This is a genomic window from Kineococcus gurbantunggutensis, assembly GCF_050871925.1.
GTDB lineage: Bacteria > Actinomycetota > Actinomycetes > Actinomycetales > Kineococcaceae > Kineococcus.
The window spans coordinates 22,274-44,245 of record NZ_JBJLSG010000030.1; the positions used below are offsets into that span (position 1 = coordinate 22,274).

Sequence of the window (21,972 nt, forward strand, 5' to 3'; positions counted from 1 at the left end):
CTTCACCGATGGTCATCTTCAGCGTCGTGAATCGCCACCGTACCGCTGTAACTGCAGGACGAGCCACCGACGCGCTGGCTGTAGTATCGCACCGACCCGGGGAGGCGAGCAGTGCGAAAACTGACAGTCGTTGTCACCTGCAGCGACCGCAAGTCGCAGCCCGTCGAGCCGTGGCTACGGCTGCGCGCGGTACCCGTCGGTGAGCCTGCCAGCCGGGTCCGACAGTGGGGGCGGCTCTTGAACAGCAGCGACGCTCACCGGCCCTTGTCCGCCCTGTACCAGGGCGATCACTGGGCGCAGGCGCTCTCCCTGCCCGCCTCGGCACGCGCTGCGGGCTTCGAGGCGACGCTGTGGGTCGCCTCCGCCGGGCTGGGCCTGCAACCGGTCACCACCCAGGCACCCGCTTACGCCGCGACCTTCGCCGCGCGCCACGCGGACCGCGTCGCCGCCGATGCGGTCGGTCGACGACAGTGGTGGCACGCCCTGCAGGAGCACCGCGGTGCCGCCACCCTCACCGACCTGGCTCGAGGGGGGTCCTTGCTCCTGGTGCTCTCCGAGGACTACGGCCACGCCCTGCACGAGGAGCTCAGCGCGGCAGCGGCGGTGGCGAGCGATGCGCTGTTGATCGGTGGGGCGCTGCCGGTGCCCGGCGTGCAGCGCCTGCCCGCTGACCGCCGCCTGCGCCGCCACCTCGGCGGCACCATGACCAGCTTGAACGTCCGCACGGCCGGTGCGTGGCTGCGAGCGCTGCCGACGCCCCGCTTGACCTCGCCAGCAGCGCTGAAGGGGTGGCAGGAGTGGGCGGCGCAGGTCGCGCACGAGGAGGTCTACGACCGCCGTCCCCTCAGCGACGATCAAATCAGGCTCTTCATCACCACCCAGCGGGCCCTGGGCAGGCACACCTCCAAGACCACCATGCTGCGGGCCCTGCGCGCCGATGGCCAGGCATGCGAGCAGTCCCGCTTCGGACGGCTGTACGCAGAGGTCGCGCAGGCGCAGGGGAGTCGCTTCCCGGCAGCGCGCCCTCCAGCGGAGGGCACCTCGGCACCGCCGACCCGTGCGAGGCTGGCGGCGCCACAGCCTGAAGCGCGTCACCCCGAGCACGGAGGAGCAGCATGAGCGACGACGTCATCGAGCGGCGCGCCCTGCGCATCCTGCAGCGGGCCGACGTACCGCTGTACCTGTTCGCCCTCGCCGCCGAGGACATCGACCGCATCGCCGACGTGGCGCGCATCTCCCGCGACGAGTTCGGCAAGCTCATCGGGTACCAGCGCCCGGAGAAGAAGCAGCACGTCAACCAGATCCTGGACTACCTCGACACTGACGGCGCGCTCTTCCCCAACGGGCTCATCCTCGCCCTGCCCACCAGCGTCCACTTCGCCTCCAGTCGAGGTCCGGGCGCCAGCGACGGACTGTCCACCGCCGGCACGCTGAAGATCCCGTGCCCGGCCAGCGACAAGGAGCCCCGGCCGGCGTGGATCGTGGACGGTCAGCAGCGCAGCCTGGCGCTGGCCCGTACCCGCAACACCCGCTTTCCCGTTCCCGTAGCCGGCTTCGTCACCGAAGACCTCAACATGCAGCGCGAGCAGTTCCTGCGGGTCAACACCGTCCAACCCTTGCCGACCAACCTGGTGACCGAGCTCCTGCCAGAGGTCCCGACCCCCATCTCCCCGCGAATGTCGGCGCGACGCCTGCCGTCGGCGCTGGTCGACATGCTCAACCAGGACGCTGCCTCACCCTTCCAGGGTCTGATCCGGCGCGCGTCCACCGAGGTGGACAAGAAGGCCGGAGCCGTCATCACCGACAACAGCCTCGTCGTCGCGATCGAAGAGTCCCTGAACTCGCCCTCCGGGGTGCTCTTCCCCTACCGGAACCTCGCGGACGGGACCACCGACACCGCCGGCATCCGGCACCTCTTGCTGACCTACTGGACGGCCGTACAGCGAGTCTTCCCCGAGGCGTGGGGACGCCCGAGCACTCAGAGCCGTCTCATGCACGGCATCGGCATCCGCTCCATGGGGCGCCTGATGGATCGCATCATGGTGAGCATCGACCTGGCTGCGCCCACCGCCGTCGACGATGTCACCCACGAACTGGAGCGCATCGCACCGCTGTGCCACTGGACCAAGGGGACGTGGGAAGACCTGCGGGTGGACTGGAACGTCCTGCAGAACACCCCTCGGCACATCAGCACCCTGTCCAACTACCTGCTGCGGGCGTACGTGCAAGCGAGGACGAGCACCTCATGAAGTTCTACTTCCCTGACAGCCAAGACCTCATCAGTCCGACGTACGACTTCGAGCGCGACGAGTACCACCCGCTGCGCGTGCGCCAACGTGACGACCGCTACGCCCACGAAGTCCTCACCGCTCGCCCCTACGACGGCATCCTGGTCAGCAAGGGCATCGTGGACGGCTCCATCAGCGGCGCCGGCAAGTACAGCGCCTCTCAGCGAGCTCGCCTCTACCGCCTGGGCGTGCGTCAGTTCTTCCGCCTACCCGACGGTGTGGAGACGCTGGGGGACAACGGTGCCTTCGCCTACGTCACCGAGGAGGTGCCCCCCGTCAGCGTGGAGCAGGTCCTCGACTTCTACGAGCAGTGCGGGTTCGACGCCGGCGTCAGCCTGGACCACATCGTCTTCGGCTACCAGAGCGATGCGGTCCTGGAATCGAACGGCGGTGTCATGACCGCGGAGCAGAACGCCTGGGAGAGGCGGCGTGAGCTGACCCTGGAGTACGCCGCCGATTTCCTTGAAGCGGTGCGTGCTCGCGGTTCCTCCCTCACCCCTGTGGGTGCCGCGCAGGGGTGGAGCCCTCGCACGTACGCCAACAGCGTCCAGCGCCTGCAGGACATGGGTTACCAGCGCATCGCCCTGGGTGGCATGGTGCCTCTGAGGACGCCTGACATCCTGACCTGTCTGAGCGCCGTCGCCGAGGTGCGCAAGCCTGAGACGAAGTTGCACCTGCTGGGCATCACCCGCCTGGAGGCCATGGTGCAGTTCGCGGAGTTGGGCGTCACCAGCCTCGACAGCACCTCCGGTTTCCGGCAGTCGTTCATGGATGAGAAGGATAATTACCACACCGCGAACGGCAACTACGCCGCCATCCGCGTTCCCCAGGTCGACGCGAACCTCAAGCTCAAACGCGCCATCCTGGCGGGTCAGATATCCCAGGCGACCGCTGTGCGCCTGGAGAGGGAGTCCCTGCGAGCCTTGCGCGCGTACGACGAGGGCACCACCACCGTTGAGGCGGCGCTGAACACCGTCCTGCAGTACGACGCCTTGGTGCGAACACCGGAGGAACGCACCAAGCGTCCGTACAGGGACCTGTACGGCAAGACCTTGGAGGACCGGCCGTGGAAGACGTGCAGTTGCGGGCTGTGCGAGTGCTACGGCATTCAGATGTTGATCTTCCGGGGCACCGAACGCAACAAGCGGCGCGGGTTCCACAACCTGGCCGTCCTAGCTGAGAAGATGCATGCTCTGCGCCCCTCGACAGCCCCCCGCACCACGAAGGCCCCCACCACGAAGCGGACGAGGAAGACTGATGGCTGACCGGTACGAACTGCGACTGCCTGCTCTCCAGATCCGTCAGGGTGAGCGCTTCATCTACGCCTTCGCCGTCGACGGCAAGGTGGTGCACTCCTTCACCACGGTTTCTCGAGTGCACCGGGAGAAGGCGGCGCTGCGCGGCTACCAGCGTCCTGAGGTCCTCAGCCACATCAAGGCCATCCGCCGCTACCTCGAGTCGCCTGCGGCGATGCTCCCCAACGCCCTGGTCCTCGCCTTCAACGACACGGTGCGCTTCAGGGCCGGCCGCAGCAAGAACATCGTCGACTACTCGACGATGGGTGAGCTCATCATCCCGATCGACGAGACCCTCGGCGAAGAGGACAAGGCCGCCTGGTTGGTGGACGGGCAACAGCGCAGTGCAGCCATCCGTGACGCCGACGTCGACGAGTTCCCCGTCGCCGCGGTGGGCTTCATCGCTTCGGGTGAGGAGGAGCAGCGCTCGCAGTTCATCCTCGTCAACAACGCCAAGCCCCTCCCCAAGGGCCTCATCCACGAGCTCCTGCCCGACACGGTGGGGCACTTGCCGGCTAAGTACGCCAAGCGGCAACTGCCGGCCCTGTTGATGTCACGCTTGAACAACGAGGACCTGTTCAGCTTCGACGACGACGACAGCCCCTTCCAGGGACGCATCGCCACCCCGACGGCACCTGAGGGCTACATCAAGGACAACAGCGTCCTGAAGATGATCGAGAACAGCCTCAGCGACGGGGCCCTCTACCAGTACCGCAACCCTGACGATCACTCCGGTGACGTCGAGCGCATGCTGCTGCACCTGAAGCTCTTCTGGAGCCTGGTGCGCGCCACCTTCCCCGAAGAGTGGAACCTGCCACCGCGCAAGTCGCGTCTGACCCACGGGGTCGGCGTCCAAGCCATGGGCTTCGTCATGGACGCCCTGACCGAGAACACCTCCGCGGCCGAACTCCCTAACCTTGACCTCTACAAGCCCCTGCAGCGCCTGCGTGACGTGTGTGCTTGGACCACCGGTAGGTGGGCTTTTAGCAACACTGAGCAGCGCCCTTGGAACAGCCTGCAAAACACTCCTAATGACGTGAAGTTGCTGACCAACTACCTGCTGCGTACAATCCGCGCATAGCGCTGTAGCTTTTTTAGTGCGTATTCTCTCTATGGCAGCTAAAAGTCATTCATGGACGGCGTGACTGTGAAATGGGCGAATTGGCGAATTCTCGCTTTTGAGCCCGCGGATTAAAAGAGCGGGGAGGGGCGTCCGCGAGGGTCTGGGGAAGGCGGCTGACCTGCGGTGATGGTGCGCCGGCGTGCGGGGTGAGCGGGGCGGCTGTCGTCGCGTTGCCGTCAGGGCTGCCGTCACGATGTAAGCGCACGGCGCTCATAGATTGTCCACGGTGTAGAAGGGTTAACAGCACATCGATCGCCCAAGCTGAAAAGCCTATCTGCCGGCATCGGCCGGAAACGTCCCGCTGTTGAAAGCGACGGCTTACCAAGCAAGCCACGGTCGGCGACCTCGAACCGCAAGATGAACCGCGCGCTCATGTCGGAGCTGCCCCTTGGGCGCGGCCTTCGGGTGGCTGTCCCCTCTAGTCGGGCTCGTCCGTCGTGCCAGGTCGTTGGCCGGATGCTTGTGGCCGCCCTCAAGGATGCCTCGTCGAACGCTGGTCTCACGACCTCAACCCGGTCCGCTGACCGGTGGACCGCCGGTGTGCCTTCTGCGTGCGGCGGACTCCATGGCATAGGTTGATGCCGTGACCCAGGGTGAGGCAGGTGGGTCGGACGAACTGAGCGACTCTGAGTCGGCCCTAGTTCTCGTTGACTTCGGCTCGGTCGTACCGGCAACTAAGACTCAAGCAGACGTCATAGAGGGCCTCGAGTTAGTGACTGAACTGCTGCCGCGAGTGCTGATTCCTGCACCCTTGCGCCGCAATGTCATTGATGTGCGAATTCGCCTGTATGGTGGATTTTTCGCACGAGAGGGTACTGCTACTCAACAGTACTCTTTCCTTGCGCGAGAACATAGGCGGCAGTTGGGCGGGCTGAGCAACGGCCTGCGGGTCGTAAGTGAACTTGCGGTAGCTCTGGCTTGTCGACCAGACGCGCGCATCATTGGCACCTATCGTGGTGGCCGCCAACGAATGGTTGATCAAATGTTGGCGCAAGACGCGCTATTCTTAGCGAACCAGTATGATCTTTTGGGCCTAGTTTCGGACGATGAAGACTTCTTCCCGGTAGTGCTGGCACTATCCCAGGCCACCTCGATGCCAATTCGCTGGCTAAGGCAGAGAATCGATGGCCGGAACGATGGATACTTAGCCAATACCAATGTCGCCATGCTGCAGGACGCGGCCTGGGTGAATGAGGTTCTGGATTCGCGCAAGGGGAGGGGCGGGGCTAATGACTAGTAGCGGTTCGGCAACTGAGAGCGCAGCCGTACATCGACTTCGGCTTGACTTGGCTGCGTTCAGTGATCCAGGCACGCCCGTTACTATCGATGTCGGTGCCTCCCTTGTCTCGGCTAGGTGGCAAGAGGATGGTCGTGAGTGTGACGCGAAGTTCTTGTTGGACGAGGTGGGGCCCACGCATGCAGTAAGTGCGGATGGTGGCGATTCGCAAGGGTACGCATCCTTTCTGGCTGGGCCGGATATGGCCAACCTTCGAGCGCTTGCGCGCAATCTCTTGCACCGAGTCGAGGGTCAACCATCCTTTGTGCCTCCGCGCGCGGTTCTGGAAGGGGAGGTGAACGGCGGGGGCGCGGCGGTCGAGCTACTAAAGAGGGCCGCCTTGCCGGGGCCGGATAAGACCTCGGTTGTCTTTGTCGCCGCGGACGCGGGAGTCGGTAAGACCGAACTTTTGAAGCATGTCGTTCGCGAGCAAGCGGAAGCATACTTGTCGGGCTCTGCGACGTCACTATGGCTTTATGTAGATGCCCAAGCGCGACGACTTTCGGCCCTGGACGAGGCATTGTCAATCGAGTTGGATCGAATTCGGGCGCGCTTCTCATACGACGCTGCATCCCCGCTTGTTCGCACCGGCGCCGTAACGCTCGTCATCGATGGGTTCGATGAGTTAATTGGCAGCGTTGGTGCCTACGATGAGGCGTTCAGCAGCCTCGCAGATTTCATCGGCGGCCTCGAGGGGGGTGGAACCCTCGTTGCGGCGGCAAGAAGCGCATATTACGAGCAGGAGTTTCTTGCCCGCGTCAATTCAGGCGGCGGTCGGGGCGATAGTTGGGTTCTTAGGCCGCTGCGACTCAAGGAATGGCAGGAAGATCAAAGGCGAGACTTCATCCATAAAGAGGTGGAGCGAATCGGTGTAGATGGCCAAGTTGACGCTGGCATTGCCGAAAAGGTTGAGGAACTTCTCCGGCGCGAGGAACTTTCTGGTGTGGCCGGCAAGCCCTTCTTCGTCAGTCGCGCCACTCGACTTGTGCTCGCTGGTGCCCCGGTCGGTGCTCGTGATAGCGAGTCGCTGCTTGAGCGCCTGATCGACGCTTACATCGAGCGGGAAGTGTCCAAGCTGCGTTCTCCGGCGAAGGAGCCGCTTCTCAGTCCCCAGGGGTTTCGTTCACTCTATGACGAGATTGCTGTTGAGATGTGGCGCCAGGAGTCGCGGGAGCTGTCGCGGACAACAATTCGTGAGCTCGCTATGCTCGTGGGCGACGCAGAGGGGCTGAATGAGGACGGTGCTCGGGAGGTATCGGCTCGAGCGCCGTCTTTTGCCATGCTCCGTGAGGGATCGTTGCCGGGGAGCGTGGGATGGGAGCACGACGTCTACTACGCGCACTTCTTGGCGGCTCCAATATTCGATGTCATGACAGCGAATTCACCTCGCCGTCTAGCTCAACTGTTGAGAAGGGGACGCCTGCCTGAGGATGCGGCTGCGCTAGCGGGTCGGAGGGCCCAGGCTCACCCCGTGCAGGAGGTCGTCAATCTACTGACTGAGGCGGTTGAAGTCAGCAACATCGATGCCGATCGTGTTCGCCGAAATGCGGGATTGCTTGGCGTGGGGGTTTTGGCAGGTCAAATCAATGCCTCTGTTTCGCTGCGCGGTCTGAATCTCGGCAACATGTCGCTCGGTGATGCTGAGCTGCGCACGTGTCGCTTGATGAACCTCGAGTTCTCGGGCACAGACCTCGTGGGTACTCGCTTCTTTGACTGTCAAGTCGAAGGCAGTGTCCTATTCGATAGGGTTATCGTAGACCTCGCTAGTACTAGGCTCGAGATTCAAGGGTTGCCTGTCGAGTCCTTCTTGGGGCTAGGCGTTCGAGGTGAGGAGGATGTCCGCTGGCTGTACTCGCCAACGGAGGTGCGCGAAGCCCTGCATGCATGTGGGTTGCCTGCCGCCGCGCCGGCCCTTGAAGTTCGCGGCGTCGCGAGTGACGTTGTTTCATTGCTTGAGAGGCTGTGCCGCATCTACTCGCGCACGAACGTGGTCGTCGAGGGGGGTGACAATGACCTAACCCCTATTACCGGCAGTCCATATTGGGCTATGCTGCGCAAGGCACTGATCGACTCGGGGGCGGTTGTTGCATCGGTTCGATCTGCGAGCGGACACAAGGTGTTTTTAGAGCGCACAATCAAGCCGCAGGAAATTATGGCTGGGTTGGATGTCGCGGCATCGGAACACTTGCCGCAGGCCGTTGTGCGCCTGTGGTCAATCTTGGAGGAGAAGGCGCCTGTGTGATTGGTCAACTCGACTGATACTTTTGCGCCCAGTGCTCGTGGCTTGTCCGCACGTGACCTGTCTCGGAAGCAATTCTCGTGCTGCGGAGTGGCCTACTTGTCAGTTGTCGCTGCCGAAATCTGAAGTCATTTGCAGAGATTGACGGCAGCTGTTCGAAACGTCTGGCTTGCATTGGCGTCCTACGCGGTGTGGCGTTGTGATCGATTTTGCAGCAGTCCTCGATGAGCGCGCACGCCAGCCGAGCACGGCCGGAGGCCGCGCGCAGGGTGGCGCTGCGCGTTGGCCTTGACGGAGTAGAGAAAGTCCTCACAGCACGACGACGGGCTGCATGTCCTGTGCAGTCAGTGAGCGTTCCTCAGCCGATGTAGGGCTCAGGCCGCTCCTCGAAGCCGTGGTTGACGCGCAACCGGATCGAGGGGTGCATCGGGAGGTCGTCGAGCTCGTTGTCGGCCACCCACCGGACGTCGAGTGACTCCTCGCTGCGCTCAAGCTCGCCGTCGATGAGCTCAGCGCGGAAGGAGAGAGCAAACTGCTGGCGGACCTCACCGTCGTCGTAGGCGATGACGTGGTGGGGGTCGGAGTAGACGCCGATCAGGCCTGTCACCCGCACCTCGTAGCCCGTCTCCTCCCGCGTCTCCCGCTCTGCGGTGGTGGCGATGCGCTCCCCGACGTCTTGCGTGCCGCCGGGCAGCGCCCACATGCCGTTGTCGGATCGCTGGATCATCAGTACCCGCTCCTGCTCGTCGAGCACGAAGGCGGTGGCGGCGGTGACGATGCGGTTGGGTCGCGGGCCGGCTGGGTCGTGGAAGTACTCGGTGCGGTCCACGGGTCCTCCTAGGTCCGGGCTGGCTACGGGTGATTCCACATCACGCCGCACACGTCGTCGCAGGTGTCGAGCAGGCCGCTGGCTGACAGCTTGATCAGCGTTGGCGCCAGCAGCCGCGGCTGAGGTGACGACTGAACACACTCCGGCAGTTCGCCCATTCAGTCGTTCAGCGTCGCCCCACTATGGCTAGGGCGAGCCTGGTGCTGGGGCAGTCAGGAAGTCGAAGTAGTCGTCGCCAAGACAGCAGCACCATGCTCGGCGTAGTGCTCGGCTCCTGCGGCGCCAGCTCTCAACGCGGTGCGGACACGCCGGACGAGGCGGTCGGGCATGAGCTGGTCGAGGGCGGCGGGGTCGTGGAAGTCGACGCGGTCGATCTCTTCGCCGTCGGGGGTGATGCGGGCGTAGTCGTCGGGAGAGAGGGTACCGCCGTCGAAGACGAAGAGGAGCTTGTCGCCTTCGCTGGGGTGGGGTGCCCAGTCGACCAGCAGCAGGCCGGCTACGGGCAGCTCGGTGCCGAGCTCCTCGACGACCTCGCGTCGGGCAGCGGCTAGAGGGCTCTCGCCGGGCTCGACGTAGCCGCCGGGGAGGTCCCAGCCGTCCTTGTAGGTGGGCTTGGCGAGCAGGATGCGGCCCTGGCCGTCGCGGTAGATCACTCCGGCGGCCACGCGAGGCGTGGCCATGGGCGGCCTTGCGTCGGTCGTCATGGAAGCGACGATATGCCGTGAAGACTGTCAGGCGACCCGGAGACGCTCAGCGAGGTGGCGTAGCTCGCCACTGGCCTGCAAGCGACCGCCGCGGATCCAGGACAGCACCAGCTCGCGGCTGAGGAAGTGGTAGCGCACCTGCTCCGGAGCATCCTGCTCGGCGCTGAGGAGGATGCCGAGGGCCTCGTCGGGACGGTTGAGTGCGGTGAAGGCCCGTGCGACTTCGAGGGAGTGGCGCACCCGGCGCTCGACGGGCAGAGCGCGGGTGTCGACGCGGGGGCCGAGGTCAGCGGCGATCTGCACGTCTCCGACCTCCATGGCCACGGAGACACGGTGCACGGCGACGTTGGTGGGCCCGAAGGCGCTCCACAGGTGGTTGGTGTCCGCGCCGATGCGCGAGGCGTGCTGCTCGACCAGGGCGAGGCGTGCGCGGGCCTCCCGGCGGTCATCGGTGCGGGCAGCGGCCATGGCGGCGACGAGCAGCAGGCTGCCGATCATGGACAGTCGTGGAGGTGTCGCGCCGCCGGCGGTGGGCTGTAGCCGGGTGAGGCCGCTGTCGATGACAGCCAGGGCGTCGGCGTACTGGGCGTTGGAGAGCAGTGCGTGGGCAACGGACCGCAGCAGGGAGCCGACGATGGTGAGGTCCTCAGACCGCTCGGCGGCCATGAGGCCGCGATCGGCGCAGATCCAAGCCAGCTCCGTCTCACCCACCTTCGTCAGCGTCGAGGCCGCCACCTGGTAGGTCATGGCCAGCTGTGCGGAGGCAATGGCGCGGTCGCGCCCGGCGGTGGCGTCCACAGCGGCCCGTGCGGCATGCAGGACCCGAGGAAGGCGGGCGGTCACGTACCCGAAGCGAGAGGCCTGGTAGGCGTCCCACAAGTCGGCTACGTCGCGGCTCAGAGTCATGAGGTCGGCGGGCGCATCCTCGCGGGCACCGCTGACCGGCAGCAGGGCCGCATAGCTGAGCAGAGCCTTGCGCAGTGCCGGGATGGTCTGGTGGCGGGTGTCCGCCGCCCACTCCATCAGCTGCGGGTCGCCGATGAGGTCACCAAGGCTGACGTCGAGGGCCTCGGCGAGCTGACTGATGACCGAGAGGCGGTACAGGGCGGCGCGGCCGTTCTCCACCTTGCTCAGCCAGTCCGTGGTCCGCCCCACCAGCCCGGCAAGGACCTCCTGCGACAGGCCCCGCTGTCGGCGGTACCAGGCCACCCGCTCACCGACCGTCAGACCCCCGTCGTATCCGCGCATGTACTCACCGTGCCACAGATCGCGGACACGACCCCGGAAGGTTTTTCCGGGTTCCCTCCGTGAACCGGCTCGACGCTCGTCTCAGGCGGCCCCAACCGCCCATGACAGCTCAAGACGAATGGAGACGGACGATGGCGATCCAGGGTGCGATCCCGCTGGGGCAGGACGTGGTGTTCCCGCACGGGGCGTTCGTGGTGGGTGAGGTGGAGAAGCTCGAGGATTTCGACCGCAAGCAGGCCGGGGACATCGACACGCAGTCGCGGGACAAGGTGACCGGGCTGCGGCTGTGGGCGGTGCGTGTGGTCGACGCGGACCCGGAGTCCCGTCGTGGGCAGGCGGAGGTCGTGGTTAAGATCGCCGCAGAGCACCAGCCCGTGCCACCGGCGGAGATCCCGGGGTTGCCGTTCCGGCCGGTGGTGTTCCAGAACCTCACCGCGACGCCGTGGATCGACACCAACCGGACCCGGCCGCGGCTGGCGTGGTCGCTGAAGGCCACCGGCATGACTGCTCCTGGTGCTGCAGGCAAGGGGAAGGTGGACGAGGGGCGGGCAGCCTGATGTGGTCCCACACGCCGCGCGGGGCGCAGTACGTCCAACTCGCCCCCGCGCCCGTCAAGAGCTCGGACGGCTGGACGGTCGATGCCGCCCGGGAACTGCTTGCCCTGCTGGGGTGGGTGCTACATGCGGCGGCAGTAACGGTGTGGCGGTACCCGGTCGCCGCCTCAGGGGTGCTAGTGCTGTGGCTGGCGTTCCGCAACGGCTTGCTGGTCGAGGCGGTGGTCGTCGCGGTGACGGCGGTGGTGTGCGGGCTGATCTGGTCGCGGGCCTGGCCGAGCTCGTTCGGGCGCGTAGTGGCTGCTCCGGTGTGGCGGCGCTGCCGTCGTCGGCGGACGGCGCGGATGTGGCCGGAGCTGTGCGAGCGGGTCGGCCTCTCCTTGGTCGACTCGGCGCACGGCGGTGCGCAGCGGTCGTGGTGGACGCCGACGCTGTCGCGGCTGCGGTGGGTGTCGGTGGAGCACCGGGTGCTGCGCGGTGAGGTGCGCGTCCTGGCTGGGCAGACCGTCGACGACATCGCGGCGGTGGCGGACCGGCTTGCCGCGGCGTGTTGTGCCCGCTCCTGCCGGGTGGCGCAGTCCTCACCCAACACCGCCACGGTGACGTGGTCTTACGGCGACCCCCTTACGGCTCCGGTTGAGCCGCTGGCGGTTCCGGAGGTGCCGAGCCTGTCGGGGGTGGCGGTGGGGTTGCGGGAGGACGGGGCGCCGTGGCGGCTGCGGATCGCGGGCACGCACCTGCTCGTCGTCGGGGTGACCGGTGCCGGCAAGGGCTCGGTGATCTGGTCGCTGCTCGCCGGTCTCGCCGGTGGCATCCGCTCGGGGGTGGTGCAGGTGTGGGCGGTGGACGGCAAGGCGGGGATGGAGCTGACGGCGGGGCGGGCGCTGTTCTCCCGCTTCGCCACCACCGTGGAGGACGGCGTGCAACTGCTGGAGGACGCCGCGACTGTCATGGCGGAGCGGGCCGCCCGGATGGCCGGCCACGCCCGTACTCACGAAGCCACGGCGGAGGAGCCGCTGCTGCTGGTCCTGGTTGACGAGGTCGCGCTGCTGATGGCGTACACCCCGGACCGGAAGCTGCGGGAGCGGGCGGAGAAGGCCCTGGCCGCGCTGGCGACGCAGGGTCGGGCGCCGGGGGTGGTTCTGGTGGCGGCGCTGCAGGATCCGCGTAAGGAGGTCCTCGGGCTGCGGAACCTGTTCCCGACAAAGGTCGCGATGCGGCTGGATGAGAAGGCGCAGGTCGACATGGTCCTCGGTGAGGGTGCTCGGGAGGCTGGCGCCCACTGCCACCGGATCCCGGAGTCCATGCCGGGGGTGGCGTTCGCCAAGGTCGACGGGGTTCGCGAGCCGGTGCAGGTTCGGGCGTCGTACTACTCCGACGAGGACATCGCCGAACTGGCCGCCACCTACGCGCCGTCGACAGTTCGCCCTAGTGCGGTCCAGGTCGTCGATGAGGAGCCCGTCGCGGTTGCCGGGAGTGAGGCGGCATGAGCGGCATGGCGGTGACTGCGGAGGTCGTCGAGGCGCAGGCCGCGGCCCGGCTGGTATCGCCGGGGTTCGAGCGGTGGGCGGAGCAGGCGGCGAGCTGCGGGCACTGCGCGAACCCGGTTCGGCTGCGAGGTAGCGCGACGACACTGGACCGGGCGACGGGGGAGTTGGTGTCGTCGTACGACTCGGCCCGGGAGCCGGACGGTGTGCTGTACGTGCGGTGCGGTAACCGCCGGGCGAGCGTGTGCCCGTCGTGCAGCCATGAGTACAAGGGCGACATGTGGCACCTCCTGGCCGCGGGTGCCGCCGGTGGCATGAAGGGTGTGCCGTCCTCGGTGGCCTCGCACCCACTGGTGTTCGCGACGCTGACAGCACCCTCGTTCGGGCCGGTGCACACCACCCGGCGCTCCGGCCGCTGCCGTCCACGACGTCGTCGGGAGGTGTGTGAGCACGAGCGCCCGTTGGGATGCGATGCGGCGCACGAGGACGGTGACCCATTGCTGGGGCAGCCGATCTGCCCGGAGTGCTACGACTACACCGGGCACGTGGTGTGGCAGTGGTGGGCGCCGGAGTTGTGGCGGCGCTTCACCATCGCACTGCGCCGCGGCCTGGCGGCCCGCCTCGGCGTCTCGCAGAAGGAAGCGCACGAGCTGGTGCGAGTGTCGTTCGCGAAGGTCGCGGAGTTCCAGCGCCGAGCCGTCGTCCACTTCCACGCCCTGATCCGCCTGGACGGCCCGCCGACGGATGACGAGCCGTACCCGGCTCCGCTGGTCCCGGTCGCTGCCGGGGAGTTGGCGCTGCTGGTCCGCGAGGCGGCGGCGCGGGTGTGGTTCGACGCGCCTCCGGTCGGGGAGGGCGGCGAGGCGCGCCGGCTGCGGTTCGGTGTGCAGGTCGATGCCCGGCCGGTGACGTCGTCGGCGCACCGTGAGCTCGGGCGTGCGGATGAGGGGGAGGGGCTGCATCCGGAGACGGTGGCGGCCTACATCGCAAAGTACGCGACGAAGGCGTGTGAGGACTTTGGGCTGCCACCGCGGCTGCGGCATCCGGAGGCGGCGCGGCGCCTAGGCGTCAACGAGCACGTGTGCCGGCTGTTGGAGGAGGTGCACTGCCTGGCCGGGGTGGAGGACGGCCCGTATCTGGCGCTGGTGAAGTGGGTGCCGATGCTGGGCTTCCGCGGGCACTTCGCGACGAAGTCCCGCCGGTACTCCACGACTCTCGGGCAGCTGCGGACGGCTCGGCGGCGGTGGAGCGTGCAGCGGCTGCGGGACCGGATGACCGGCCGCACCACGGACGTCGACCCAGCCGCCCTCGACGAGGAGGGCGAGGACTCGACGCTGGTGGTGGGGTCCTGGTCCCTGGACGGCTTCGGGTGGCTGACGGCCGGGGACGCAGCACTGGCGGCCACGGCGGCTGCTCAGGCGCGGAAGTGGGCCGATGAGCGGGCACGGTCCCGGCGGGCTGCCGCCGCCGCCTGACGAGGGCGACACGAGGACGGGGATCGCGCGGGGGGCGTCCTCCCGATACAGAGCGTCCGTCCTCGCTGGTTGGTGCCGGTCAAGGGTCGAGCGCAGCGAGATCACGCAGTGACGCCACAGGCGCCCTTGACGGGTGCCGGGCGGCCTGGAGCCTCCCCGGATCGGGAGGCCGCCCAGGCGAGAAGCAGGCAGGAGGCGACCACGGCAGGCGTGGCCGCGGGCAGGCGAGTGGAACGGGGTGCATGGTCATGGAGAAGCTGCTGCTGTCGCCGGAGGAAGCCGCGGAGGTCCTCGGGGTGGGGCGGTCAACGGTGTACGACCTGATGCGGATGCGGCTGCTGCCGAGCGTGAAGATCGGCCGCTCGCGGCGGGTGCCGGTGGAGGCGCTGCGTCAGTACGTCAGCCGCCTGGCGACGTCGGACGTGGCATGAGCCGGCGGGCGAACGGCGAGGGAACGATCTACCAGCGCAAGGACGGCCGGTGGGAGGGCTCCTGCTACGTGTTGCTGCCCTCGGGCGGTCGGGCTCGGCGCAGCGTGTACGGCCGGACCCGCGCGGAGGTGCGGGAGAAGATGACGGCGCTGCAGCGGGAGAGCGACCGTGGTGCGCCGGTGGGGGCGTCGGGGACGCTGACGGTGGGGGACTACCTGGAGGCGTGGCTGCGGGACGTCGCGGCGGTGAAGGTTCGTCCGGCGACGCTGCGGAGCTACGAGATGTACGTGCGCCGGCACCTGGTTCCCGGCCTCGGGCGCAAGCGACTGTCCCGCTTGTCGCCGGCTGATGTGCGGGCGTTCCTGGCGGATCGTCGTGCGGCTGGGTTGGCGCCGGCGTCGGTGAAGCAGGTGCACGCGATCCTGCGTGCGGCGTTGCAGCATGCGGTGCGGGAGGACGTGCTGCCGCGGAACGTCGCGCGGCTTGTGGTGGTGCCGAACGGGCCGCGGCACGAGTGGCAGCCGCTGTCGGTGGAGGAGGCGCGGGCCTTGCTCGACGCAGCACGTGGGGATCGGCTGTACGCGCTGTGGGCGGTGGCGTTGGCGGTGGGGCTGCGGCGCGGGGAGGCGCTGGGCCTGCGGTGGTGCGACGTGAACCTGGACGAGGGGCTGCTGCGGGTGCGGCAGACGCTGCAGCGCACGACGGAGGGGCTGGTGTTCGTGCCGCCGAAGTCGGAGCGATCCCGGCGCACGGTGCCGCTGCCCGCGGTCGCCAAGACTGCCCTGCGCGAGCACCGACGGGCGATGGTCGCTGAGGCGCTGCTCCGCGGTCGCCCTATGTCAGATGACGCGCCGATCTTCGTGACATCGATCGGCACGCCGATGGAGCCTCGCAACATCAACCGTGCGTTCGTCGAGCTGCTGCAGTTGGCGGGGCTGCGACGGATCCGCCTGCACGACCTGCGGCACACCTGCGCGACGCTGCTTCTTGCTCAAGGCGTCCCGGCACGGTTAGTCATGGAGGTGCTCGGCCACAGTGGAATTTCGCTGACCATGAACACGTACACCCATGTCATGCCAACCATGTTGCGGGATGCGACTGATCATATGGATCGAATTTTCCAAGCATAGAAGGGTTGGGCGATTTTGGGACTTCCTGCGCGACTGGTCACTGAAGGGTGACAACTTTCGTCTCCGTAAGTCACACTACGATTTGGCGGTCGACCCGTCACATAAGTAGCCACTTCAATCATGCACGCAGTAGCCTGGGGAAGGCGCGCATCGGTGCGCGCCCTCTGGCGGAAGCGAGCGTGGGGCACGTAAATGGCTAAGCACAGGATCAAGCCTTCAGTTGATCTGGATGACTATTTCGCATCGTTGGCCCGCCAAAGCATGTTTTTCCACCAGGCATTGGCCGAACTGGTAGACAATGCCCTATCTGCCCGCACCTTCACCTCGGTGGGTGCGGGCCAGACTTCCAATACGGCACTCATTGAGATCACTCTTGAGCAATTGGGGAACGATCGAGTTCGAGTAATCGTTGCAGACGCTGGTGTAGGCATGTCTGTTGACGAACTCAAGGAGCATGTTTTTGGATTGGGAAAGCGCGGTTCAACGTCGACCACTAGCGGCAGCATGAACGAACATGGTTTTGGCTTGAAGAATGCACTCTCAGTGCTAACTGGAGGAGACTCCTCCAGGTTCTCGATGGTCACTAGATCTGCAGTCGACCGCCTGGCGCCTGATCAGTTCATTGTAGTCAAGGGGCCGTTCTCAAGGTTAATGAGTGCCGACGATAGTGGCGATCGAGAGCGCGATTGGAAATTGGGCCTGCAGCAACTGATTGGCGCCACGACTGGCACGCGGGTCGAAGTTGAGTCCGATACCGTTTTCTTCAGGACCATCTGGCGTCGCCCTGGCGCCCCATCCCGCTTCGCTGCCTATGTAACGCGTCTGGCCGAACATCTTGGAGTGATGTACAGGCGTTTCCTGAAGGCCGGCGACAAGATTTTCCTCTCCTGGAAACCTCTGGGTGGGTCTTGGTCTTCGCCGGTTACTGTAATTCCTATTGACCCTCCATATGGAACCTCCAAGACCGAACATCTAACAATAAGTGATGGCACCAAGAATCTGAGTGTCGAGTATACTTATGGCGAGAATGACTATGAGTTGCGCGCTAATGGCCCGCGCCCTCAAGATGCTGTGCAAGGAGATGGAAACCCGGCCTACCCCTACCCCTTGAGAATGTACTACCAAGGCTCAAGTGCACGTTCAGGGGCGGATGTCATTGTGCGCAATCGCTTGATCAGCACGCAAGTTTGGCATGAAATTTGGTCTGACTTAGAACACACCGTTGAGTATAATAAGTGGCTAGCAGAAATCGTCCTTGACGAGAACTTCAGTACCACAAACAATAAAACAGGCATGAATCCAAATGGCTCGGCATGGCAAGCACTTTTGGACGTTATTGGGCCTAGGGACAGTCCCTATAGTCCATCCAAGACGTCGCCCGAGCAGACCGAGAAGTCGATTGAGGATCAATGGGCAGAATCCCTGGCCATCGCCGTCGGCAATCCTGATCTCGTTGCACAACAGGTAGCGACGTGGCAAGGCGCAGTCACGGCAGACATTGTTGTCTATTCATCAGATAAATCCACAATCGATCAAATTTGGGAGATTAAAGCCGGGCGAGGAAAGGTTGAGGATGTCTATCAACTGCTTGCGCAATGGGATGGTTTTGTGCGAGATGGTTTAAATCCACAGCGAGGAGTGCTCTACTGCCGCGACTTTGACCATAAGCCAAGCACGGCGGTCAGTGATATTAATAATCGTAAGGATGCCTCTAATCGCCCGTATAATCTAAGCATTAGGCACCATGCCTCGAGTGGCCCGGTGCATTCAACTTCCAGTGGTTCGCGTGCTGCTGGGGCGCAGGCGGAGGCGCCGGTGGCCAAGGCGCCGCGGAAGCGTGCGGCTGCTGGGGCGCAGGCGGAGGCGCCGGTGGCCAAGGCGCCGCGGAAGCGTGCGGCTGCTGGGGCGCAGGCGGAGGCGCCGGTGGCCAAGGCGCCGCGGAAGCGTGCGGCTGCTGGGGCGCAGGCGGAGGCGCCGGTGGCCAAGGCGCCGCGGAAGCGTGCGGCTGCTGGGGCGCAGGCGTCGCAGCGCACCCGCTAACTGTCTGGGGAGTGAAGTGAGAGTGGCATGTCTAAGTGGCCCATCAGCCTGTCCAGAAGGCTAGGAGTGCCGCCTGACATCAAGGGCGAAAGCGCACTGCGCATGTCCGAGGGCAGCGAGGGAGTCGTTGCCGTCAATTGCTGCCGTCAAGCTGCGTAAGTGATCATGCTGGTATGGCATCCCCGCAGGTCAGAGCGGTAGGCCCCGTGGGACTCGAACCCACAACCCGCGGATTAAAAGTCCGCTGCTCTGCCAGTTGAGCTAGAGGCCCGGACGCGTGCGTCCGCGAGCATCCTCTCAGACCGCGCGCCGGTGCGGGCGGGGGTCCGCGCAGGTGGCTTCGAGATGCCTGGGCCTCGGTTGTGGAGTAGGGATCCTGGGTGAGCACACCCACGGGGACGACCCCGGAGGTCCAGGACACGGGCCTCAGACGCGCGATCAGCGGCAAGCTGCTGTTCCTCTTCATCCTCGGCGACGTCCTGGGCGCCGGGATCTACGCCCTGGTCGGTGCGCTGGCCGGCGAGGTCGGCGGCGCCATCTGGGTGCCCTTCGTCGTGGCGCTGGTCCTGGCGACCCTGACGGCGGCCTCCTACGCGGAGCTGGTGACCAAGTACCCCAAGGCCGGGGGAGCGGCGGTCTTCGCGCAACGCGCGTTCAAGCGGCCGCTGGTGTCCTTCCTCGTGGGCTTCTCCATGCTCGCCGCGGGCGTCACGAGCGTGGCGGGGCTGGCGCTGGCCTTCTCCGGCGACTACCTGGGCGCCCTGGTGGACGTGCCGGCGCTGCCGGCGGCGCTGGTGTTCCTGACCCTGGTGGCGCTGCTGAACATGCGCGGCATCAAGGACTCGCTGCGCGCCAACGTCGTCATGACGGTCATCGAGGTCGGCGGGCTGCTGCTCATCGTGGCGCTGGCCGCGGTGGTGCTGGGCCGCGGCGACGGGGACCCGGGCCGGGTCCTGGAGTTCGCGCCCGGGCAGACGCCGGTGGCGGGGATCCTTGCCGCCGCCGTGCTGGCGTTCTACTCCTTCGTCGGCTTCGAGACCTCCGCGAACGTCGCCGAGGAGGCCGTGGACCCCTCGCGCACCTACCCGCGCGCGCTCTTCGGGGGCCTGGCCGTGGCCGGGGTCGTGTACGTCCTCGTCGGCCTGGCCGTGTCCACCGCCGTGGCGCCCGAGCAGATCGCCTCGTCCTCCGGGCCGCTGCTGGAGGTCGTGCGCGCTGCCGACGTGGGCCTGCCGAGCTGGCTGTACTCGCTGATCGCGCTCATCGCCGTGGCCAACGGCGCCCTGCTGACGGCGATCATGTGCAGCCGCCTGACCTACGGCATGGCCGAGGAGGGCCTGCTGCCCAAGGTCCTCTCCCGCGTCCTGCCGGGGCGGCGCACCCCGTGGGTGGCGATCGTCGTGACCACGCTGGTGTCGATGGCGCTGGTGGTCAGCGGCGACCTGGCCACGCTGGCCGCCACCGTCGTGCTGCTGCTGCTGTTCGTCTTCATCAGCACCAACGTCGCCGTGCTCGTGCTGCGCCGCGACCGGGTGGGGCACCGGCACTTCCGCGCCCCCACCGTCCTGCCCGTCCTGGGCGTGCTCTCCTGCGTGCTGCTGCTCACCCAGCAGGAGGCCGGGGTGTGGCTGCGGGCGCTGGTGCTGCTGGCGATCGGCGCCGTGCTGTACGCGCTCACCCGCCGCGCGGTGCCGGCCGAGCAGCGCGCCCGCGCCGGGCGCTGAGCCGCGGCGCCCGCAGGTCCACCGGGCCCGCGGGCGCCGCACCGGCGGTGGGCGTCAGGTGCTGCTCACCGTGAACCAGACGACCTTGCCCAGCTCGGTGGCGCGCACCCCCCACGCCGTGGACCCGTCGCGCAGCATCCCCAGGCCGCGGCCGCTGAGCGCGTCGTCGTCGGAGTCCTGCAGCACCGGCAGGCGGTCGTTGTCGTCCTCGACCTCCACGTGCACGTCGCCGGCGCCGGCGCGCACCCGCAGGCGCGGCTCGCTGCGCCCGTGGACGACGGCGTTGGTCACCACCTCGCTGGTGAGCAGGACGGCGGTGTCGACGACGTCCTCGGGCAGGCCCGCGCGGTGGCAGCAGCGCTGCGCCAGGCGGCGGGCCTCGCGCGCGGAGCGGGGGTCGGCGGGCAGCGTGACGTCGAACTCGTCGCGCACGTCCACGACCGCGGGCGTCACCGCGCCCTCGGGGTCCACGTGCACGACGAGCAGGGCGGCGTCGTCCAGGGCGTCCTCGTCCAGGCCGCTGAGCAGGGCGTCCGCCCAGGCGGTGGCGTCCTGCCCGTCGGGGCCGGAGAGGACCGCGGCCAGGCGGCCGATGCCGTCGTCGATGTCGGCGCCGCGGCGCTCGACGAGCCCGTCGGTGTACAGGACCAGGACGTCGCGGGGGAACAGGTCCGCCACGCGCTCGCGGCGCACCGCCGCGGGGTCCACGCCCAGCAGCAGGTCGCCCTCGGAGCCGAGGACCTCCACCCGCCCGTCGGCGCGGCGCAGCAGCGGCGGCAGGTGCCCGGCGTTGGCCCAGCGCAGCCGCCAGCCCGGGCGCGCGCCCGTGGGCGCCTCCACGGTGGCCAGCACGGCGGTCGCCATGACGTCCAGCTCCAGGCCCGCCACCGCCCGGTCCAGGCGCGCCAGCAGGCCCGCCGGGCGGTCCTCGCCGTCGTAGGCCAGCCCGCGCACGATGCTGCGCACCTGGCCCATGGCCGCCGCGGCCGTCTGGTCGTGCCCGCACACGTCGCCCACCACGAGCACCGTGCCCCCCGAGCGGGTGGGGAAGGCGTCGAACCAGTCCCCGCCGACCTCCGCGCCGCGCACCGCGGGCCGCGAGCGCACCGCCACCTGCAGCCCCTCGTGCACCGGCGGGCGCGTGGTCAGGCTGCGCTGCAGCGTCCGCGCCATCAGCTCGGTGGCGGTGCGGTCCTCGCGGTCGGCCAGGATCCGCGCCAGGGCCCGCGCGCAGTGCGCCGCGCACGCCTCCAGCACCGCCAGCTCCGCCTCGTCGGGGTGGTGCTCCTCGCTCCACGCCACGGCCAGCGCCCCGATCGGGCGCCCCTCCAGCAGCAGCGGCAGCGTCGCCCAGGCGGGCCGGCCGGTGCGCTGCACGACCTCGCGCATCACCGGGGCGAACGCCTCGGCGGCCGCCGGGTCCGGCATGACGACCCGCTCGCCGGTGCGGGCGCTGTGGCACACCGGTTGCGGGCTGTCGGCGGGGACCAGCGCGTGCTCGGCGCGGAAGCGCTCGTCGAAGCGGCTGCTGCCCGTCAGGCGCCAGCGGCCGTCCCCCGTGGGCGAGGCGATGCCGCCGCCGTCGACGCCCAGGACGGCCAGGCCCTCCTCCACGACGACGCGCTCGAGGTCCTCCAGGGTGCTCACCCCCGTCAGCCGCAGCGTCAGGTCGGCCAGGGCGCCCACGGGCCCGTCGAAGCGGTGCAGGGTGAACAGGGTGCGCCCGGCGCCGTCGCGCACGGGGGCGCTCGTGCCGGGCAGGCGGCCGCCGGCGGTGAGCAGCGCCGGCAGCACCTCGGCCGGCCGGCGCCCCAGGATGTCCTCGCGGGGCAGGCCCACGCGCTCCAGGCAGGCCCGGTTCACCGCCGTGACCACCCCGCCGGCGTCGAGCAGGAGGTAGGCGGAGGGCAGCTGGTCGAAGACGCTGCGGAAGTCGACGGTGTCGCGAGCCGTGCTCACCCTGGGCCTCCAGCCGCCGGCGCGGACGGCCCGGGTCTGGAGCCGCCCCCGCCCATTGCACCACCGCCGCCCCGGCGGTGTCCGCCCGAGACGGGGTTCACCCCCCGGCCCCCGCGCCCGCCGCCCGCACGCGCCGACGGCCCCGCCCCCCGGTGGGGGGACGGGGCCGT

At 67.6% G+C, this 21,972-nt stretch carries 17 protein-coding genes and 1 tRNA gene; 13 read left to right on the forward strand and 5 right to left on the reverse strand.

What is annotated here, in order from left to right:
* The first annotated feature begins 237 nt into the window (after positions 1–237).
* From ACRYR7_RS08165 to ACRYR7_RS08190, 6 genes are all read left to right on the forward strand, one after another.
* A complete protein-coding gene (locus tag ACRYR7_RS08165; RefSeq protein ID WP_432571582.1) occupies positions 238–1,119 on the forward strand; it encodes a hypothetical protein in 882 nt (293 codons plus the stop codon).
* Positions 1,116–2,249 (forward strand): DGQHR domain-containing protein DpdB, encoded by a 1,134-nt coding sequence (gene dbpB, locus ACRYR7_RS08170; RefSeq protein WP_432571583.1) that lies wholly within the window; start codon positions 1,116–1,118, stop codon positions 2,247–2,249. Before ACRYR7_RS08165 ends, dbpB (ACRYR7_RS08170) begins: the two co-directional genes overlap by 4 nt.
* Positions 2,246–3,553: a tRNA-guanine transglycosylase DpdA gene (dpdA, locus tag ACRYR7_RS08175; protein ID WP_432571584.1), complete on the forward strand. Its 1,308-nt coding sequence runs from the start codon at positions 2,246–2,248 to the stop codon at positions 3,551–3,553. Before dbpB (ACRYR7_RS08170) ends, dpdA begins: the two co-directional genes overlap by 4 nt.
* A complete protein-coding gene (dbpB, locus tag ACRYR7_RS08180) occupies positions 3,546–4,664 on the forward strand; it encodes a DGQHR domain-containing protein DpdB (protein WP_432571585.1) in 1,119 nt (372 codons plus the stop codon). Before dpdA ends, dbpB (ACRYR7_RS08180) begins: the two co-directional genes overlap by 8 nt.
* Positions 4,665–5,289: 625 nt before the next feature.
* Positions 5,290–5,943, forward strand: a complete 654-nt coding sequence (locus ACRYR7_RS08185) for a PIN domain-containing protein (RefSeq protein WP_432571586.1) — start codon at positions 5,290–5,292, stop codon at positions 5,941–5,943.
* Positions 5,944–6,277: 334 nt separating this feature from the next.
* Positions 6,278–8,224 carry an NACHT domain-containing protein gene (locus tag ACRYR7_RS08190; RefSeq protein ID WP_432571587.1) on the forward strand — a complete coding sequence of 649 codons (1,947 nt, stop codon included), beginning with the start codon at positions 6,278–6,280 and terminating at the stop codon, positions 8,222–8,224.
* A 355-nt stretch (positions 8,225–8,579) separates the two neighbouring features.
* Here ACRYR7_RS08190 and ACRYR7_RS08195 read toward each other — a convergent pair whose 3' ends face one another.
* The 3 genes from ACRYR7_RS08195 to ACRYR7_RS08205 all read right to left on the reverse strand — a co-directional run bounded on the left by ACRYR7_RS08195 (position 8,580) and on the right by ACRYR7_RS08205 (position 11,002).
* Positions 8,580–9,050, reverse strand: a complete 471-nt coding sequence (locus ACRYR7_RS08195) for an NUDIX hydrolase (protein ID WP_432571588.1) — start codon at positions 9,048–9,050, stop codon at positions 8,580–8,582.
* A gap of 212 nt (positions 9,051–9,262) precedes the next feature.
* On the reverse strand, positions 9,263–9,730 hold the full coding sequence (locus ACRYR7_RS08200; protein WP_432571589.1) for an NUDIX domain-containing protein: 468 nt from the start codon (positions 9,728–9,730) through the stop codon (positions 9,263–9,265).
* Positions 9,731–9,781: 51 nt separating this feature from the next.
* The gene (locus tag ACRYR7_RS08205; protein ID WP_432571590.1) at positions 9,782–11,002 is read right to left on the reverse strand and encodes a helix-turn-helix domain-containing protein; all 1,221 of its coding nucleotides are present in this window, start codon (positions 11,000–11,002) and stop codon (positions 9,782–9,784) included.
* A gap of 131 nt (positions 11,003–11,133) precedes the next feature.
* Between ACRYR7_RS08205 and ACRYR7_RS08210 the strand changes: the two genes are divergently transcribed.
* From ACRYR7_RS08210 to ACRYR7_RS08235, 6 genes are all read left to right on the forward strand, one after another.
* Complete coding sequence (locus tag ACRYR7_RS08210; protein ID WP_432571591.1) at positions 11,134–11,559, forward strand: plasmid replication, integration and excision activator; 426 nt, start codon at positions 11,134–11,136, stop codon at positions 11,557–11,559.
* A gap of 176 nt (positions 11,560–11,735) precedes the next feature.
* Complete coding sequence (locus tag ACRYR7_RS08215) at positions 11,736–13,046, forward strand: FtsK/SpoIIIE domain-containing protein (RefSeq protein ID WP_432571592.1); 1,311 nt, start codon at positions 11,736–11,738, stop codon at positions 13,044–13,046.
* A complete protein-coding gene (locus tag ACRYR7_RS08220) occupies positions 13,043–14,518 on the forward strand; it encodes a replication initiator (protein ID WP_432571593.1) in 1,476 nt (491 codons plus the stop codon). The genes ACRYR7_RS08215 and ACRYR7_RS08220 overlap by 4 nt, the downstream gene beginning before the upstream one ends.
* A 248-nt stretch (positions 14,519–14,766) precedes the next feature.
* Positions 14,767–14,949, forward strand: coding sequence for a helix-turn-helix domain-containing protein (locus ACRYR7_RS08225; RefSeq protein WP_432571594.1), 183 nt, complete (start codon positions 14,767–14,769; stop codon positions 14,947–14,949).
* A complete protein-coding gene (locus ACRYR7_RS08230; protein WP_432571595.1) occupies positions 14,946–16,079 on the forward strand; it encodes a tyrosine-type recombinase/integrase in 1,134 nt (377 codons plus the stop codon). The genes ACRYR7_RS08225 and ACRYR7_RS08230 overlap by 4 nt, the downstream gene beginning before the upstream one ends.
* 192 nt (positions 16,080–16,271) lie before the next feature.
* A complete protein-coding gene (locus ACRYR7_RS08235) occupies positions 16,272–18,119 on the forward strand; it encodes an ATP-binding protein (protein ID WP_432571596.1) in 1,848 nt (615 codons plus the stop codon).
* 198 nt (positions 18,120–18,317) lie between these two features.
* On the opposite strand, the gene ACRYR7_RS08240 is transcribed toward ACRYR7_RS08235, so the two are convergent.
* A tRNA-Lys gene (locus ACRYR7_RS08240) sits at positions 18,318–18,390 on the reverse strand.
* A gap of 109 nt (positions 18,391–18,499) precedes the next feature.
* Between ACRYR7_RS08240 and ACRYR7_RS08245 the strand changes: the two genes are divergently transcribed.
* Positions 18,500–19,843: an APC family permease gene (locus ACRYR7_RS08245; protein WP_432571597.1), complete on the forward strand. Its 1,344-nt coding sequence runs from the start codon at positions 18,500–18,502 to the stop codon at positions 19,841–19,843.
* A gap of 54 nt (positions 19,844–19,897) precedes the next feature.
* On the opposite strand, the gene ACRYR7_RS08250 is transcribed toward ACRYR7_RS08245, so the two are convergent.
* Positions 19,898–21,802 (reverse strand): ATP-binding SpoIIE family protein phosphatase, encoded by a 1,905-nt coding sequence (locus ACRYR7_RS08250; RefSeq protein WP_432571598.1) that lies wholly within the window; start codon positions 21,800–21,802, stop codon positions 19,898–19,900.
* Positions 21,803–21,972 lie beyond the last annotated feature (170 nt).